19 protein-coding genes are annotated in these 13,684 nt (G+C 42.6%); 5 read left to right on the top strand and 14 right to left on the bottom strand.

The features are described from left to right. Positions 1–290 precede the first annotated feature (290 nt). The 7 genes from ACX27_RS27005 to ACX27_RS26975 all read right to left on the bottom strand — a co-directional run bounded on the left by ACX27_RS27005 (position 291) and on the right by ACX27_RS26975 (position 3,359). Positions 291–551: a ParE family toxin-like protein gene (locus tag ACX27_RS27005; RefSeq protein ID WP_062297028.1), complete on the bottom strand. Its 261-nt coding sequence runs from the start codon at positions 549–551 to the stop codon at positions 291–293. Further along, positions 551–751, bottom strand: coding sequence for a hypothetical protein (locus tag ACX27_RS27000; RefSeq protein ID WP_062297026.1), 201 nt, complete (start codon positions 749–751; stop codon positions 551–553). Before ACX27_RS27000 ends, ACX27_RS27005 begins: the two co-directional genes overlap by 1 nt. A 222-nt stretch (positions 752–973) precedes the next feature. Beyond that, positions 974–1,324: a DUF5615 family PIN-like protein gene (locus ACX27_RS26995; protein ID WP_062297023.1), complete on the bottom strand. Its 351-nt coding sequence runs from the start codon at positions 1,322–1,324 to the stop codon at positions 974–976. Further along, positions 1,318–1,656: a DUF433 domain-containing protein gene (locus ACX27_RS26990; RefSeq protein WP_062297022.1), complete on the bottom strand. Its 339-nt coding sequence runs from the start codon at positions 1,654–1,656 to the stop codon at positions 1,318–1,320. Before ACX27_RS26990 ends, ACX27_RS26995 begins: the two co-directional genes overlap by 7 nt. 177 nt (positions 1,657–1,833) lie before the next feature. Next, positions 1,834–2,139 (bottom strand): BrnA antitoxin family protein, encoded by a 306-nt coding sequence (locus ACX27_RS26985; RefSeq protein WP_062297019.1) that lies wholly within the window; start codon positions 2,137–2,139, stop codon positions 1,834–1,836. After that, positions 2,102–2,380: a BrnT family toxin gene (locus ACX27_RS26980; protein WP_015115503.1), complete on the bottom strand. Its 279-nt coding sequence runs from the start codon at positions 2,378–2,380 to the stop codon at positions 2,102–2,104. The genes ACX27_RS26985 and ACX27_RS26980 overlap by 38 nt, the downstream gene beginning before the upstream one ends. A 73-nt stretch (positions 2,381–2,453) precedes the next feature. Then, positions 2,454–3,359 carry an alpha/beta fold hydrolase gene (locus ACX27_RS26975; RefSeq protein WP_062297017.1) on the bottom strand — a complete coding sequence of 302 codons (906 nt, stop codon included), beginning with the start codon at positions 3,357–3,359 and terminating at the stop codon, positions 2,454–2,456. A gap of 404 nt (positions 3,360–3,763) precedes the next feature. Between ACX27_RS26975 and ACX27_RS26970 the strand changes: the two genes are divergently transcribed. The 4 genes from ACX27_RS26970 to ACX27_RS26955 all read left to right on the top strand — a co-directional run bounded on the left by ACX27_RS26970 (position 3,764) and on the right by ACX27_RS26955 (position 6,738). Then, positions 3,764–4,318 carry a thioredoxin family protein gene (locus tag ACX27_RS26970; protein WP_062297015.1) on the top strand — a complete coding sequence of 185 codons (555 nt, stop codon included), beginning with the start codon at positions 3,764–3,766 and terminating at the stop codon, positions 4,316–4,318. A gap of 70 nt (positions 4,319–4,388) precedes the next feature. Then, on the top strand, positions 4,389–5,117 hold the full coding sequence (gene pyrH, locus ACX27_RS26965; protein WP_062297013.1) for a UMP kinase: 729 nt from the start codon (positions 4,389–4,391) through the stop codon (positions 5,115–5,117). Then, the gene (frr, locus tag ACX27_RS26960) at positions 5,104–5,652 is read left to right on the top strand and encodes a ribosome recycling factor (protein ID WP_062297011.1); all 549 of its coding nucleotides are present in this window, start codon (positions 5,104–5,106) and stop codon (positions 5,650–5,652) included. Before pyrH ends, frr begins: the two co-directional genes overlap by 14 nt. Before the next feature lie 210 nt (positions 5,653–5,862). Next, positions 5,863–6,738, top strand: coding sequence for an MBL fold metallo-hydrolase (locus tag ACX27_RS26955; RefSeq protein ID WP_062297009.1), 876 nt, complete (start codon positions 5,863–5,865; stop codon positions 6,736–6,738). A 4-nt stretch (positions 6,739–6,742) separates the two neighbouring features. Here the strand turns inward: ACX27_RS26955 and ACX27_RS26950 are convergent, their stop codons facing one another. Then, positions 6,743–8,059 (bottom strand): recombinase family protein, encoded by a 1,317-nt coding sequence (locus ACX27_RS26950; RefSeq protein WP_062298603.1) that lies wholly within the window; start codon positions 8,057–8,059, stop codon positions 6,743–6,745. Between the two features lie 36 nt (positions 8,060–8,095). After that, positions 8,096–8,455, bottom strand: a complete 360-nt coding sequence (locus ACX27_RS26945) for a VOC family protein (protein WP_062297008.1) — start codon at positions 8,453–8,455, stop codon at positions 8,096–8,098. Between the two features lie 494 nt (positions 8,456–8,949). Between ACX27_RS26945 and ACX27_RS26940 the strand changes: the two genes are divergently transcribed. Next, positions 8,950–10,197, top strand: a complete 1,248-nt coding sequence (locus tag ACX27_RS26940; protein ID WP_062297006.1) for a DUF4912 domain-containing protein — start codon at positions 8,950–8,952, stop codon at positions 10,195–10,197. Between the two features lie 188 nt (positions 10,198–10,385). On the opposite strand, the gene ACX27_RS34460 is transcribed toward ACX27_RS26940, so the two are convergent. The 5 genes from ACX27_RS34460 to ACX27_RS26915 form a co-directional block, all read right to left on the bottom strand. Next, positions 10,386–11,435, bottom strand: a complete 1,050-nt coding sequence (locus tag ACX27_RS34460; RefSeq protein WP_235526389.1) for an ATP-binding protein — start codon at positions 11,433–11,435, stop codon at positions 10,386–10,388. A 53-nt stretch (positions 11,436–11,488) separates the two neighbouring features. After that, a complete protein-coding gene (locus ACX27_RS26930; RefSeq protein WP_062297004.1) occupies positions 11,489–12,145 on the bottom strand; it encodes a hypothetical protein in 657 nt (218 codons plus the stop codon). Next, positions 12,145–12,495, bottom strand: coding sequence for a hypothetical protein (locus ACX27_RS26925; protein ID WP_144427543.1), 351 nt, complete (start codon positions 12,493–12,495; stop codon positions 12,145–12,147). The genes ACX27_RS26930 and ACX27_RS26925 overlap by 1 nt, the downstream gene beginning before the upstream one ends. A 92-nt stretch (positions 12,496–12,587) precedes the next feature. Continuing rightward, positions 12,588–13,190 (bottom strand): hypothetical protein, encoded by a 603-nt coding sequence (locus ACX27_RS26920; protein WP_062297000.1) that lies wholly within the window; start codon positions 13,188–13,190, stop codon positions 12,588–12,590. Between the two features lie 12 nt (positions 13,191–13,202). Then, positions 13,203–13,496 (bottom strand): hypothetical protein, encoded by a 294-nt coding sequence (locus ACX27_RS26915; RefSeq protein ID WP_062296998.1) that lies wholly within the window; start codon positions 13,494–13,496, stop codon positions 13,203–13,205. Between the last annotated feature and the right edge of the window lie 188 nt (positions 13,497–13,684).

Here is a 13,684-nt window from a genome sequence, read left to right as displayed (position 1 = left end):
TTTGCCTATCATTTTCCTCTACTTCTGAGAGACAAGGGGGCTAGACATGAATGGATTTATCTCAAATAGCTTTGCCTATCATTTTCCTCTGCTTCTGAGAGACAAGGGGGCTAGATATGAACAGGCATAATCTTTAAAACCGAAACTCTCTTTGTCTGAGACGAGTTGCTTATGTGTTTAATTTTCCTAGTCAGCAGTTACCGATCGCCTGTTAGCTAGATTTTAAAACTTGCGATCGCTCCTGTATCCAATCCTGTAAAATTCCATTGACTAATAAAGGTTATGCTGCTCTAAAAGTTGCTAATCAACTTGTCATACTCTGTATGTGTTCCAATCCAAAACCAGGAAATCCCATTTTCGACTTCAACACCCAAAGCTCGGTAACTTAACCCTGCACGAACTGACCAATACTTGTTGCCCAACTTCTTGAAATGCAAGGACGGATGAGATGGGTCAACTTTGAGCAACTTGTAGCATTCATCTGCTGACTGCTGAACACTTTCAGGTAAGGCGTTGTAGCATTGCCAAAACCGTCGCGTTGTATAGTGCATTAAATTTCTCGACAATGCCCTGCTTCAAACTCAGCGATCGCCTCTTGAGCAAGCGCCTCTAATTTACCATCTTCGATGTCTTGTTCTATCTGCTCGTCCCAGCGTTCGTAGTCTAAATCAAGAAACCACAGCCTTAATTTCTCAAACTCACTTGATGGCAACGAAAGGATTGCCGCTTCGATTTGCTCCAGATTGGACATAACCCTTTGAACTTCTCTACCCTTGAGAAAATTATAGCTTTCCCGGAAAGGCAGAGTACCTTTGTATTTAGAGCTACCGCGCAGGTTAGTTAGATTTTAAAATTTGCGATCGCTCCCTGATCCAATCCTGTGCAATTCCATTGACTAACATCTAAAGTGAGCGGCGGCAGATATAGCCGAAACAAAGAAAGCGTTAATACTTTATACTGTATACTGTCCGCTTCACCACGGGAGATACTGAATTTGACCTTCCAACTCTCCCGCCTGACTACACTCTACAAGTACGAGAACATCTTCAATCACTTGCCCGATTGGAGCATCTGTGCTAATTTCGATAACCCCTGGCATAGACTGACCTTGCCTCACGCGATCATAGGCATAACGAGTAATCGTAGCGACATCATGAGTAAGCAGAATACGCTCTTCTTGGGCTGCCCACTCCAAGATAGTTGGATCATCTTTGCCTGACAATCCGACATCTTGCACACGAACTATATCGAGTGTCGGATTACGACGAAATAATCCTCGAATGATTGTGTTATCGAAGTTCTCATCAATCAGCAGCTTTAACATGCTTCTGGTTCTGTTCTACAAGCAAGCAGGCGATCGCGCAGACCTTTTGGGTCAAATCTTGCTTGGTTCATGGCGCGAACCTCTTGTGCTTGCTGCTGTCGTTGTTGCAAGTAAGCTTCTACTTCTGCTTGATGCTTGAGATAGAAAGCGATTGTGGCGTAAATGTCGGCTAGATTCAGTGACGGATACCGATAAGCAATTTCCTCTGCTGTTGCACCCTGATTAAAGACAGCAACTACAGTGTCTAAAGTTACACGGGTTTTTCCCACAAGAACCACCCCATCCTCATTCGCTTCCAGAGGAGCAAATTCAGCCACAATTGCTAATGTCATAAAAACCTTGGTTCCAAGTCGTTATGCTAACTTTTTGAACCACTCTATAATACCTTACAAAAAAATTACAGGTTAGTTAGATTTTAGAGTCTGCGATCGCTCTTGCATCCAATCTGATAAATAATGGTTCACTTGAGCAGCTGCAATTAATGTCAAACTCAGCATCAAAATTTTGTTTTAGTCTGCTTGCAGCGAATTGTTATACGACTGAGTGTTTACTTTACTATGACTTTCAATGTATTGACGCAAGATTGAGTTGATTAACGTTTTGTATTCACCATCTTGAGCTTGAAACCACTTCAACACATCAGGTTCAATCTGAACTAAATGCTGTGCTTGGGTTGCAGGAATTCGTAGAGTTGCCTTCTCAAAAAACTCCTCTGTCAATGGTGGAATATCGGAGTAATCAATACCCTCATCGTCCATTGCTTCTAATGCTGTCCAATTAGTACGAGAGGTACTGCTCAAGTCTTCGCCGCTCATATCTATTTGCCCTTCGTGCTGAAATGATCCGAATTACATCATTCTGTCGTTCTGTCCAAACCACAACCGCTACACCGTTACCGAGAAAACCGATACCGAACCAACGGTCTTCGCCATAATCAAACCGATTGTCTAGCTCAATTAGCATTGGACTCTCAAACATTTCAGGAACATCGGCAAAATCAATCTCATGCTTGCGAATATTCTCTAAATTCTTTGCCTCATCCCATTCAAACTGCATGAAGGACTAGAAATACTAATTGAACTATCTCTATTATCCTGCACCTGTTAACGTTGCACAAATGCAACTCAGGTTAGTTAGATTTTAAAACTTGCGATCGCTCTTCTATCCAATCTTGTAAAATCGGGTTGACTAACTCTGGTGCTTCATCTTGGGGGCAATGTCCTACTCCTTCTAAGGGAATGAATTTCTGCACTGCTGGGTAATTAGCTAACTCTCGACCTAAATTTACTGGTTCCCAAGGGTCGGCGGTTCCCCATAAAATAATTGCTGGACAAGTTAATAATGGCAGTAAGTCTTCTGGTAACGGCCCTGTGGAGTATGAGGTAAATGCCAAAAACACAGCCACAGCACCAGGATCTTTGGCTGGCGCTGTCAGAATATCGACTAATTCATCTGTGACTGTCTCTGCATTGATATAAGCTTGCAGCAATATTTTTCGCACTGTTTTGGGTTTAGCAACTTGATTAAAAAAGAATTGTCCAATTGGTTTAATAGACAATACCCTTTGTAAAATTGGCGCACCGACACGCCGAGTCCAAGGTAAGGTGGCGCGTTTGCGATCATGTAATAATCGCAAGGAACAGTTAATTAATGCTACTCCCAAGGCAATGTCTGGGGAACTGACTGCGGCTTGCATCGCTACAATACAGCCAATGGAATTTCCTACTAAAAAAGCTGGTTCACCGACGACTTCCCGACAAAAGTCTGCTACTTGCTGTCCCCACATTTCTAAGGTGTAGGCAATTTTTTCTCCCGGCTGAGGTTTGGCAGAAGCACCGAAGCCAAGCAAATCTATAGCATAAACCCGACAAGTTTGGGCTAGTACTGGTATGTTTTTACGCCAATGCCATCCAGAAGCACCAAAGCCATGTACTAAAATAACGGCAGGCCCAGTTGTGCCTTGAGTTTGGTAGCAAATTGAAAACCCTTGCCATGTCCAAGTTTTTGCGGTGAAAGCAGTTGTCGAAGTCTTCATAGAAAATCTGTATTTTTATTTACTAATTTTAATATTTCGTAATAACTTTGGTAATTTATCTTAAATTTTAGAAGTCACTTGTAAAGATTTTACAATTAGAAAAATAAAAACAAAGATAAAATAGTAACTATCTTTACTTGAAAGTAAGTATAAAGGCTTAATTAAATTTATGTAGAATTGAGTCAAACTTTTGTTAAATCATAGTTATGACAATTACTCACTAATATCTATCCTGTAATATTTTTACCAACGGTTTTATATTCAGTAGTTTTACAATTTACGGTTTCTCTGTTGATCTCTACAATCATTTGGTATCGAGCATCGGCATCAGGTGGTTGGCTGCCAAAAAAATGACGCTAAATTTCACCTAGACTTTTGTTCCTAGTTCCTTCTGGTTCACGAAGATGACAATACTAGAAACAATTTATACTCCTGTTGGGGGTTATGCCCCGGACTTTGAACTGCCTGGAATTGACGAACGAGTGCATCATCTCAGCCGTTATTTAGACAAATTTCAGGCGGTTGGCGTTGTTTTTATGTGCAACGACTGTCCTTATGTCAGTCTCTATTTAGACAAGCTCAAAAAAATTCAAGGGGAATTTGCCGCCAGTGGCTTTACCTTGATTGGGATGAACGGCTGTGATACTAATAAGTACCCGACAGAAAGCTTTGAAAAGATGAAAGCTTTTGCCGAAAGTCACCGCCTAAATTTTCCTTACCTGTGGGATTCGACTCAAGATGTTACCCGGAGTTTTGGCGCGATAAAAACACCGATGGCTTTTTTAATCGATAGTAATGGGATGGTGCGTTATAAAGGGAAAATTGATAGTGATCCACAAGCACCATCATCTTTAAGAGAAGATTATTTGCGAAATGCGATCGCTGCTTTATTTAAAAATCAAGCAATTAACCCCCAAGAAACAGAACCAACAGGAACTACATTGATTTGGCGCAACTAGACATATATAGTCATTGTGCTGCTATCTTAAATTGGAGGCAATTGCAACTTTTTCGATAAAGCGTAACTTCATGGGAACGAATTACCGACGGGTTTTACTCAAACTAAGCGGTGAAGCCTTAATGGGCAACATGGGCTATGGTATTGATCCAGAAGTGGTCAAAGAGATAGCACAAGAAGTAGCAGAGGTGATAGCCACTGGCGTTCAAATCGCCATAGTCGTTGGCGGCGGCAATATTTTTCGTGGCGTAAAAGCGGCATCGGCGGGGATGGATAGGGCAACGGCTGACTACATCGGTATGATTGCCACGGTAATGAATGCCATGACGCTGCAAGATTCGCTAGAACGAATAGGTGTACAGACGCGCGTACAAACTGCGATCGCCATGCAAGAGTTAGCAGAACCTTATATTCGTCGTCGCGCCATCCGTCATCTTGAAAAAGGGCGGGTGGTAATTTTTGGCGCTGGTTCTGGAAATCCCTTCTTTACTACTGACACGGCTGCGGCATTGAGAGCGGCTGAAATTGATGCAGAAGCGATTTTTAAAGCCACCAAAGTCGATGGAATATATGATGCTGACCCCCAAATACATCCTAACGCCAAACGTTTTACTAGCCTGACATACGCACACGTTTTGACGCATGATTTACGGGTAATGGATAGTACTGCGATTGCTTTGTGTAAAGAAAACAACATCCCAATTCTGGTATTTGACTTAACGGTGCGAGGTAACATCCGCCGCGCAGTCATGGGAGAATCAATCGGCACCCTTGTGGGAGGTTCTTGTGAAATTAGCTGAAGCTGAGAGTACAATGCAAAAAACTGTTGAGGCAACTCAACGGGCATTTAATACAATTCGCACTGGTCGCGCCAATGCCAGTTTATTAGATAAAGTGACGGTGGATTATTACGGTTCACCAACACCCTTAAAATCACTGGCGAATATTAGCACGCCAGATGCGACAACAATTCTAATTCAGCCTTACGATAAAAGCAGTTTAAACACTGTTGAGAAGGCAATTTCTCTTTCGGATGTGGGTTTAACACCCAGTAACGATGGTTCTGTGATTCGGCTAAATATTCCGCCCTTAACCAGCGATCGCCGTAAAGAACTGGTTAAAATTGCTGCCAAGTATGCTGAAGAAGGTCGTGTTGCTATTCGTAATATCCGCCGTGATGCGATCGATTCAATTCGCAAGCAGGAAAAAGCCTCAGAAATTTCCGAGGATGAAGCCAAAGACCAACAAGATAAACTGCAAAAACTCACAGACAAATACACAGCTAAAATTAACGAATTGTTAGCAGAAAAAGAAAAAGACATCACAACTGTCTAAAGTATGAAGTATAAAGTCTGAAGTATGAATTCTATAAATTGATAATTCATGCTGTGATTTTATTCAGCTTGATTTAGAAAAATCGAGAAGCTCAGATCCCCGACTTTTTTTAAAAAGTCAGGGATCTTGTAGTTAAAGATTAATCTCAACTTATAGTCATGTTTGCTAACCTAGGGCTATTGGGGTTTATGGTCAGTCCCAGAGGTTAACATGGCTCATTTAGATTTACGTCGTCCCCAAAATACTAACGGCGACTTTTATGTAGATACTAGCTGTATTGATTGTGATACCTGTCGCTGGATGAGTCCCGAAGTGTTTTCTCGTGTTGATGAACAGTCGGCAGTTTATCATCAACCAAGTAATGAAGCAGAAAGATTAACAGCACTTCAAGCACTTTTAGCTTGTCCAACCAGTTCGATTGGTACAGTTGAAAAACCCAAAGATATCAGAGATACGCAAGAAACTTTGCCGATTTTGGTAGCAGAAAATGTCTACCATTGTGGTTATCATTCAGAAAAATCTTACGGTGCTGCTAGTTATTTTATCAAGTTAGAAACAGGGAATATTTTAGTAGATTCTCCTCGATTTACACCGCCTCTCGTGAAGCAGCTAGAAGCAATGGGGGGAATTCGTTATATGTATTTAACCCATCAAGATGATGTAGCAGATCATCAAAAATATGCTGAACATTTTGGGTGCGATCGCATCCTCCATGCTGATGATATTTCTGCAAATACTCGCAATGTGGAAATTCAATTAACAGGCTTAGAACCATTTGCCCTTTCTTCAGATATCTTAATTATTCCTGTTCCTGGACATACAAAAGGACATACAGTTTTACTTTACAAACATCAGTTTTTATTTACAGGCGACCATCTTGCTTGGTCAGAAACTAGACATCAATTAGCAGCATTTCGTAACCACTGTTGGTATTCTTGGTCAGAACAAATTAAATCAATGCGGAATTTGGCTAATTATACTTTTGAGTGGGTTTTGCCTGGTCATGGGCGGAGATTCCACGCCGATGTTGCAAGTATGAATCAGCAAATGCACAAGTGTATTGAGTTGATGGAAAGCCTTAAATGACTTACTAGAAAATAAACACTATTCGTAAATCCCATTTTTTATCTTCACGGATAATTTCAATTTGGCGAATAAATTCTCGCAGATAAAAGCGTCGTTCTGCTTCTGACAAATCTAACCAAAATTGCGGAATAGAAACAGCTTGGGCGACAGAGCGCAGATTCACAGGGGGAAGTGTGGCTAACTTGGCTTGGAGTGTAGAGATTTCTGTGCGGAGTTTGTATTCTCTGAGTTTTGCTGTTTCTACATCTAAAATGCCAGTTGCAATTAAAGCAGGTAACTGAGTGAGGATTTCTTGCTGACGAGCGATCGCATCTCCTAAATTATTCTTAAGGGTATCCAATTCTGGAGAATTCATCCCGGCTACTGCTAATGGTAAATCACGACAAACTTTAGCGATCGTCAATTCTAAAATGTCTTGGTAGGGAATAGCGCGACACTTGGGACTACGAGGACAGCTAATAGGACGTAAATAAAGATACTCTTGGTCTTGGTAGCGACGGGTAACACGAGTAACTGTTGTATGAGATTGACATTCGCCGCAGACAACTAACCCAGCTAAAGAACGCGGCGCACTTGCAGTTCGAGATGGTAAGCGGCTATTACGACGTAAAAGTCGGTCAATTTGGGCTGCTTCTTCTTTAGAAAGAATCGCCGTATGGGTATCCAAGATAATTTCACCGTTGAGATAAGCTGTGTCTCCCCGGTAAACAGGATTTGTTAACCAGCGTCGCCCAGTAGTAACAGAAATTTTCTTACCATATTTTTTCGCTAGGTAACGCACTGCACCCCGCAAGGAACCGTAGAGTAAAAAGTGATCAAAAAAGTCTTTCACAACTGGAGAGGTGCTGCGGTCAATAATATATTTTCCTTGACCACGACGATAACCATAAGGTGCTTTTCCTGGTGGGGGTGCGGCTTCTAGGCGGTTGCGGGCGTGTCCTTGACGAATACGCCGACTTCTGTGTTGATATTGAATTTCTTTGATTAGTTTGAGTAATTCAGCCCGAAACTGGGATTTTTCTGATGTGTAGGCTTGTTCAGTAGCAATTACAGCTACACCCATCGCTTCTAATTCATTTAAGCGATCGCTGACTTCCTCTACAGTATCACCTAATTCTTCCAGACGACGAACCAGCAAATATTCTACTGATTCATGTTGGCAGTCTGTGAGTAATTGTTGTAGTTGCGATCGGACAGTACATCCATCAGCATTTTTCTTAGCCAAATCTTCATAAATCCGTTCTACCTCCCATTGCCAATTAATGTTTTGCGGCACAGAGTCTAGGAGAAGGTCACAATAAATGTAGGCAATAACTTTCATTAGTCCATAATCAACTAACTGTAGTTGTTCATTCAATCACTGCTGGCTGATCTCAATCACATTTCCATCGGGATCTTGAGTAAAGATGGCGGGGCGGCCAGAGGCGCTGGCTTGAATAGGATAATTTTGACTCAGCAGTTCTTGTTTAGCTTGTTCTAAATCAGCCACTGCAAAAGCAATATGGGGATTACGTCCCCATTTTTCGTTTAGGTTATCGGTGGGTACAGTTGATGCGACTATGAGATGAACTTGATAGTCGCCGACTTGATACCATGCACCAGGATATTTTAGGGAACGGTCAATTTTAGATAATCCCAACACTTGAGTGTAAAATTTTTCAGCGCGTTCTAAGTCGCTAATGAGAATGGCTGTATGAAGGCTTTGGGTAATCTGCATAGTTGCTAAAGTTCGCTTTTATTTAGATTTTGACGTATTAGCTGTACAACTAGATTAAATCCTAAAATTTGAGATGAGATCATCTGTCTACAAGGGTTTGATAGCTTTATTAATCCAAAAGTTATGAAATTTTGACAATATTAATGGGAGTAAAATCTAAATATCAAGAAACCATGACAATGTGATCCCGTCAAAGCTATTAAATTCGTGAAAGCCTGAAAAAAGTGCCTTTACACCCCTTGATCAATACCGAGGGTTACTGGTTAGTATTTACTTAACAAAACGACTCCTCCGATCCCGAAAAATGCTTACCCAAGCATTCAAGGAAATTGAAAGGGAGTGACCCTCATTTTAAAAGCGAATTAAAAAACTTTAAAAACTGGGCAAAACCAGGAGTCAGGAATAAGAAATTCATCTGAGAAGAATGGCTTTTTTATCAAACATTCCATAACTCAGAGAGATAATTACCTTTCAAACTACTGGAGGCCAAATTAATGGCAAAAGAACGCCCACCGCTAGAGGAGATGACACTGAGACAACTACGTAAAGTTGCCAGTGAATATAGTGTCTCCCGCTATAGCCGAATGCGTAAATCACAGTTGTTGGCAGCAATTCAAGAAGTGCAGCGCAGCAAAGCATCCCTTAGTCCATCTCGTTCACTTGAGGCACAGGAAACCGTGGAAGCAGCAAAATTTGAACTGGGTCAAGAAGACCGTACAGGTGGCTCTCTGGCTGATGTTGATGAAGGACTCGCCGATCTACCGGGTGGTTATGGTGAAAGTCGGATTGTACTTTTACCCCGCGATCCCCAATGGGCTTACACTTATTGGGATATTCCCAACGATCATAAAGAAGAACTGCGTCGTCAGGGCGGACAGCAATTAGCACTGCGGATTTATGATGTTACCGACATCAACCTTGATTATCAAAGTCCCCATAGCATCCAAGAATATCCGGTTGATGAACTAGCCAGAGAATGGTATTTACCTATTCCTGTGAGCGATCGCGATTATGTCATCGATATTGGTTATCGGACTTTTGATGGTCGTTGGTTAGTTTTAGCTCGTTCTGCTCAAGTACATATTCCTCCTGTGTACCCATCTGACTGGATTGAAGATGTCTTCATCACCGTTAACTTTGAAGAAGACCTGCGCGGTAGAACTTTATACGAACTAGTACCACCTGCTAAGAAATTGGCAACAGCCGCAGGAGTTAATGGTGGCAACCCCATCTACGACCAAATCTTTGGTTTAGCCGAATCTGCTGAAGCACAACGGGTTGCAGGTTCTCTGTTTGGTTCTATGCAGCACGTACCTGGTTCTGTACGCCCCGAACAGGCTATCAGTTCCTATGTCTTCCCATCTGGTGTCGGTATGTGGGCAGTTCCCACCGTGTCTGGTTTAACCATGTCTGGTGCAGGAATGTCTGGTGTTGGCTTCTCAGCTTCCGCAGCACCAATTCGTCCCCGCCAGTTCTGGTTAATTGCTGATGCTGAATTGATTGTTTACGGTGCAACCGAACCCGATGCTACCGTAACAATTGGCGGTCGTGAAATTAAACTGAATCCCGATGGGACATTCCGCTTCCAAATGTCCTTCCAAGATGGTTTAATTGACTACCCAATTTTGGCTGTAGCTGCTGATGGTGAGCAAACACGCTCAATTCACATGAAGTTTAATCGTGAAACACCATCTCGCAATACCAATACCAAAGAAGAAGCTATTCCCGAATGGATTTTCTAAATAATCCGCCGAAATTGGAATTTTGAATTATTACCCGCTATAGTCGTTCTGTAGCGGGTTTTTATTATCTGGCAAGGATTCCAGCCACTTAAACAGTGAGATTTTGGACAGATGAGGGACAGAAGCCAAACTAAAAGCCACCCGGTTATAGGTGGCTCGGTGGTTGAGTTAAGTTTTGTGCCTTGCGCTTAGAACTGGGTAATCTTGCTTTCAATCTTAGGCAGGGCTACAGGTATCCACTCATTACTGCTATCAAGCTTTACTAGGGCTTGTCCAGTAGACCTTGGTTGAAGGGTTGTTTTATCTACCTCAGCCAAACATTGCACTTGCAGCATTTTAATAACAAGGTTGTACAGTCCTTTGATGCCAAACAAGCAGCTTTGCGTGTTATTGTGAGCGATCACAGTTAAAGGCATCTCTTGTTTGCGGGATTTTGTTAGGGCCAGCTTACCAAATTTCTCTAATAGTTTTTTATCTTCGATGAAGTCACAATAGGTTGTTGCTTCTTCAATGATGAGTGCTATCGGTTGCAGCCCGGCGCGCCACTCATCTTCAGATTTATTACTATTATTAAATTCAGCCAGGCGGCGCTCCAATTCCTCAACATAGAAACGAATTTGTGCTTCGATGTCTTCCCAGGCATGGTAGGATTCTACACCCTGCCACTCACTTCGGTTAGAGTCTGGATCACAGACTATAACTCTATAACCTGCTTCTTTCTTCAGCTTCACAACATGGCGACATAACCAAGATTTACCACCACCCTGATTTCCCCATATAAGCGCGGTTTGTTTAACTAAGTTCTGCACCCACTCAGTGCTTGCTGAAGCTGGTAGCGCCGGGGCGGCAACTATCGGTGCATTATCTAGTAAATCCTCTGCGTCTGGGGAAACAGGTAGTCCTAGATCAATAGCACGTTCAATTTGCGCTGCTGCTACTTCTGTACCATACTGTTGACTGAAATGTTGCAGCCTCTCCTTTTTCAATACGTGAGCTATTAATCCCGCATCAATAGCTTCATCTTGGCGGTTTGCATCAGCAGTACGTTTCCAAGCTTCATACCATAGCCACCCGGTGACTAATAGTCCAGCCGGGGGAATGGCGGTCGCAGCAGCAACAGCAAGTCCAGCTACAACACCACCAACTACCATTAGTTGTGACCCAGTGTCATCAGCCTGCTCTTGTGCGATCGCTGCCCATTCGTCATCAGTTAATTTATCAAAGTTGAAGTTAGACATAATATTTCTCCTTTAAGTAGTAAGCCCCGCGCGTGGCAGGGCTGGTAGTTAATTTAAGCTTCTTGCTTAGTGAGCCTAAGATAGAAGCGAACTTGACTGAGCCAAAACAACAGTCTTACGCCAAGCTCAACAACATATATGGTTAGCAGCAGCGAGACAACATTACCCCAGTTGATGCGATTCAGTTGACCAGCCATTAATGTAAATAGAAATTTGTCACCAGCCACAGGTGGAAAAGCAACCAGACAGATAACAAAATCTACGGCATATGCACACAGTGCAGCGAAGCGGGCGCGACTAACGGTAAGTGTAGGAAAGGTATTGTACCAACGCTTAAGCATTCTCAATGTGGGGTCGTCAGAATCACGAATTGCATACTTGCTGTGGCTGTCAGCTTCTGAAATCACCGCGCGCATAAAAACCCGATCTCTTCTCAAAACGATAGGAAAAATTTGAATGCTCTGCAAAACTAACCACAGCAGTGTGCCTACAAATACGTTAAAACCTAAACTAAATAAACCGAACAACCATCCAAGCAAAGGCAGGCGTTGCAGGAAGCCAAGTACAGGCACGCCGTTTGGTGTTAGAATGCCTACTACCTGGACATAAGGACTAATATTCAGGTAACAAAAGTAGATTATTACGGCGAATACGACCCAGTAGAGCATATCAGTAGTGGCTAGTGTAAAGCTCTTTTTCTTAGACTTCATTAGAATTTAACCTCTTTTGTATCGATGCCGTCAGCCGGGGGATTGCCGAAAGCAGGTAAACCGACTACGGCATTTTCTTTTCCATCACGGTCAAAATCAGCTGGGATAAGTACGCCTGTGTTGCCGAAGCGGTCGCAGACTACAACACCGCGTGCTAATGCTCTGCCATTCTTTGGGTTGTAGATAGGTGCGCCTTGAGTCAACAAACCACTAACCATGAAGCACCCATTTGCGTAACGTTCGGCAGCTATACGAGCTTGTGATGCTGCATGGTCGTTGGCGGATTGGAGTTTCATCTCGGCTAGACTGTTAATTCCTACTTGTTCTCTGATGATGGACGCGGCGCGCATTTGTTCACTAATGTTGCCCATGCCAGCCAAGATGAACAGACCACTAACGGAGGCGAATGCAACGCGTACACCATTCCTCCGCCAGAATCTCTTTAGAAAAGTTTGAGGAGTTCTGCCAGTTCTTCGCGGGTACGCTGTAGACGTGTACGCGAGTTGTGTGCTTGGACTGACCACTTTCCCAGGCGTTCGCGCTCCTCAGAATCACGTTGCATCAACAATGCTTCACGTTCAGAAAGGATGCTATTGGTTTCCTCTGCGAGTGCATTAATTCTTGAACTGGCGTGTGCTTCGAGTACTTGCTTCTTACCAGACTCATAAGCCTGCAGAACAGTGAGTGCATCGTTAAAGCCACGGTTGATAGCAACTACGACTTCCTCTTCCATTAATACTTGCTGGATGCACTCTGTAATGTTCAGCGCGGCGCTTTTAATATTGGTGATGGCCTCACTAGCATTAGCTGCTGTAGCCATTCCCATGCCCCCGGCAGAAGTGCTAGACGCAGCAGATGTAGTAGACCTGTCCTGAAATTTTCCAGCCATTTCCTCTACTTTTTGTACAAACTCTTCAGGTAGTTCGGAGTCTACAGTTAATTCCAGAGCAGGAAATTTAGCTTGTACTTGTAATAAGAGTTGCTTTGCAGTAATTGGTTGTTCAGATCCGATAGATAAGTATTCAGCAGCTTCACGTACTTTCATGTTGTTGTCTCCTTAGATGTTGTAGTAATCAATATTTTGTGAAACGAGGACGCGGGTTTGTATTTTGCCGTGGATTTTATATGTGTGTAGCAGGCGGCGCAGTGAATCAAGATCCCAATTTGTGAGGGGGCGCTTGCGACTTATACCATCACCATTCTTAGTCTTTAATCTTTGAAATCTAGGCAGATATAAAATCGCAATTGCTAATAATATGAACAGAACATTGGTTGTTATGCCAAGCTCTTCAGCTACTTGCTTTCGCGTGAGTACAATCTCTATTGAATTTCCCTCTAAATCATGTATCATCTGTTCCTCTCATACGAATAAGTCCTTATAGATATGGATAGATACGAATGTACAATCGATTGCTCATATGTTTTCATGCGTTTCTATCCGTTCCTATTCTTATCCTAACCTATCCATATATATAAACAAAGGCTTTTTAAGCCCCTAAAAGTGCCTATTCCGCAGTTTTTAGTAGGTAAGTATATACA

The sequence above is a fragment of the Nostoc piscinale CENA21 genome, assembly GCF_001298445.1.
GTDB lineage: Bacteria > Cyanobacteriota > Cyanobacteriia > Cyanobacteriales > Nostocaceae > Nostoc_B > Nostoc_B piscinale_A.
The sequence above is the reverse complement of the archived record's forward strand: the minus strand, read 5'-3'. Positions and strand labels throughout refer to the sequence as shown.

Excerpts from the sequence above, each read along its gene's own strand:
- ACX27_RS27005 (WP_062297028.1), bottom strand. The coding sequence starts at position 551 with ATGCACTATACAACGCGACGGTTTTGGCAATGCTACAACGCCTTACCT.
- ACX27_RS27000 (WP_062297026.1), bottom strand. The coding sequence starts at position 751 with ATGTCCAATCTGGAGCAAATCGAAGCGGCAATCCTTTCGTTGCCATCA.
- ACX27_RS26995 (WP_062297023.1), bottom strand. The coding sequence starts at position 1,324 with ATGTTAAAGCTGCTGATTGATGAGAACTTCGATAACACAATCATTCGA.
- ACX27_RS26990 (WP_062297022.1), bottom strand. The coding sequence starts at position 1,656 with ATGACATTAGCAATTGTGGCTGAATTTGCTCCTCTGGAAGCGAATGAG.
- ACX27_RS26985 (WP_062297019.1), bottom strand. The coding sequence starts at position 2,139 with ATGAGCGGCGAAGACTTGAGCAGTACCTCTCGTACTAATTGGACAGCA.
- ACX27_RS26980 (WP_015115503.1), bottom strand. The coding sequence starts at position 2,380 with ATGCAGTTTGAATGGGATGAGGCAAAGAATTTAGAGAATATTCGCAAG.
- ACX27_RS26975 (WP_062297017.1), bottom strand. The coding sequence starts at position 3,359 with ATGAAGACTTCGACAACTGCTTTCACCGCAAAAACTTGGACATGGCAA.
- ACX27_RS26970 (WP_062297015.1), top strand. The coding sequence starts at position 3,764 with ATGACAATACTAGAAACAATTTATACTCCTGTTGGGGGTTATGCCCCG.
- pyrH (WP_062297013.1), top strand. The coding sequence starts at position 4,389 with ATGGGAACGAATTACCGACGGGTTTTACTCAAACTAAGCGGTGAAGCC.
- ACX27_RS26955 (WP_062297009.1), top strand. The coding sequence starts at position 5,863 with ATGGCTCATTTAGATTTACGTCGTCCCCAAAATACTAACGGCGACTTT.
- ACX27_RS26950 (WP_062298603.1), bottom strand. The coding sequence starts at position 8,059 with ATGAAAGTTATTGCCTACATTTATTGTGACCTTCTCCTAGACTCTGTG.
- ACX27_RS26945 (WP_062297008.1), bottom strand. The coding sequence starts at position 8,455 with ATGCAGATTACCCAAAGCCTTCATACAGCCATTCTCATTAGCGACTTA.
- ACX27_RS26940 (WP_062297006.1), top strand. The coding sequence starts at position 8,950 with ATGGCAAAAGAACGCCCACCGCTAGAGGAGATGACACTGAGACAACTA.
- ACX27_RS34460 (WP_235526389.1), bottom strand. The coding sequence starts at position 11,435 with ATGTCTAACTTCAACTTTGATAAATTAACTGATGACGAATGGGCAGCG.
- ACX27_RS26930 (WP_062297004.1), bottom strand. The coding sequence starts at position 12,145 with ATGAAGTCTAAGAAAAAGAGCTTTACACTAGCCACTACTGATATGCTC.
- ACX27_RS26925 (WP_144427543.1), bottom strand. The coding sequence starts at position 12,495 with ATGCGCGCCGCGTCCATCATCAGAGAACAAGTAGGAATTAACAGTCTA.
- ACX27_RS26920 (WP_062297000.1), bottom strand. The coding sequence starts at position 13,190 with ATGAAAGTACGTGAAGCTGCTGAATACTTATCTATCGGATCTGAACAA.
- ACX27_RS26915 (WP_062296998.1), bottom strand. The coding sequence starts at position 13,496 with ATGATACATGATTTAGAGGGAAATTCAATAGAGATTGTACTCACGCGA.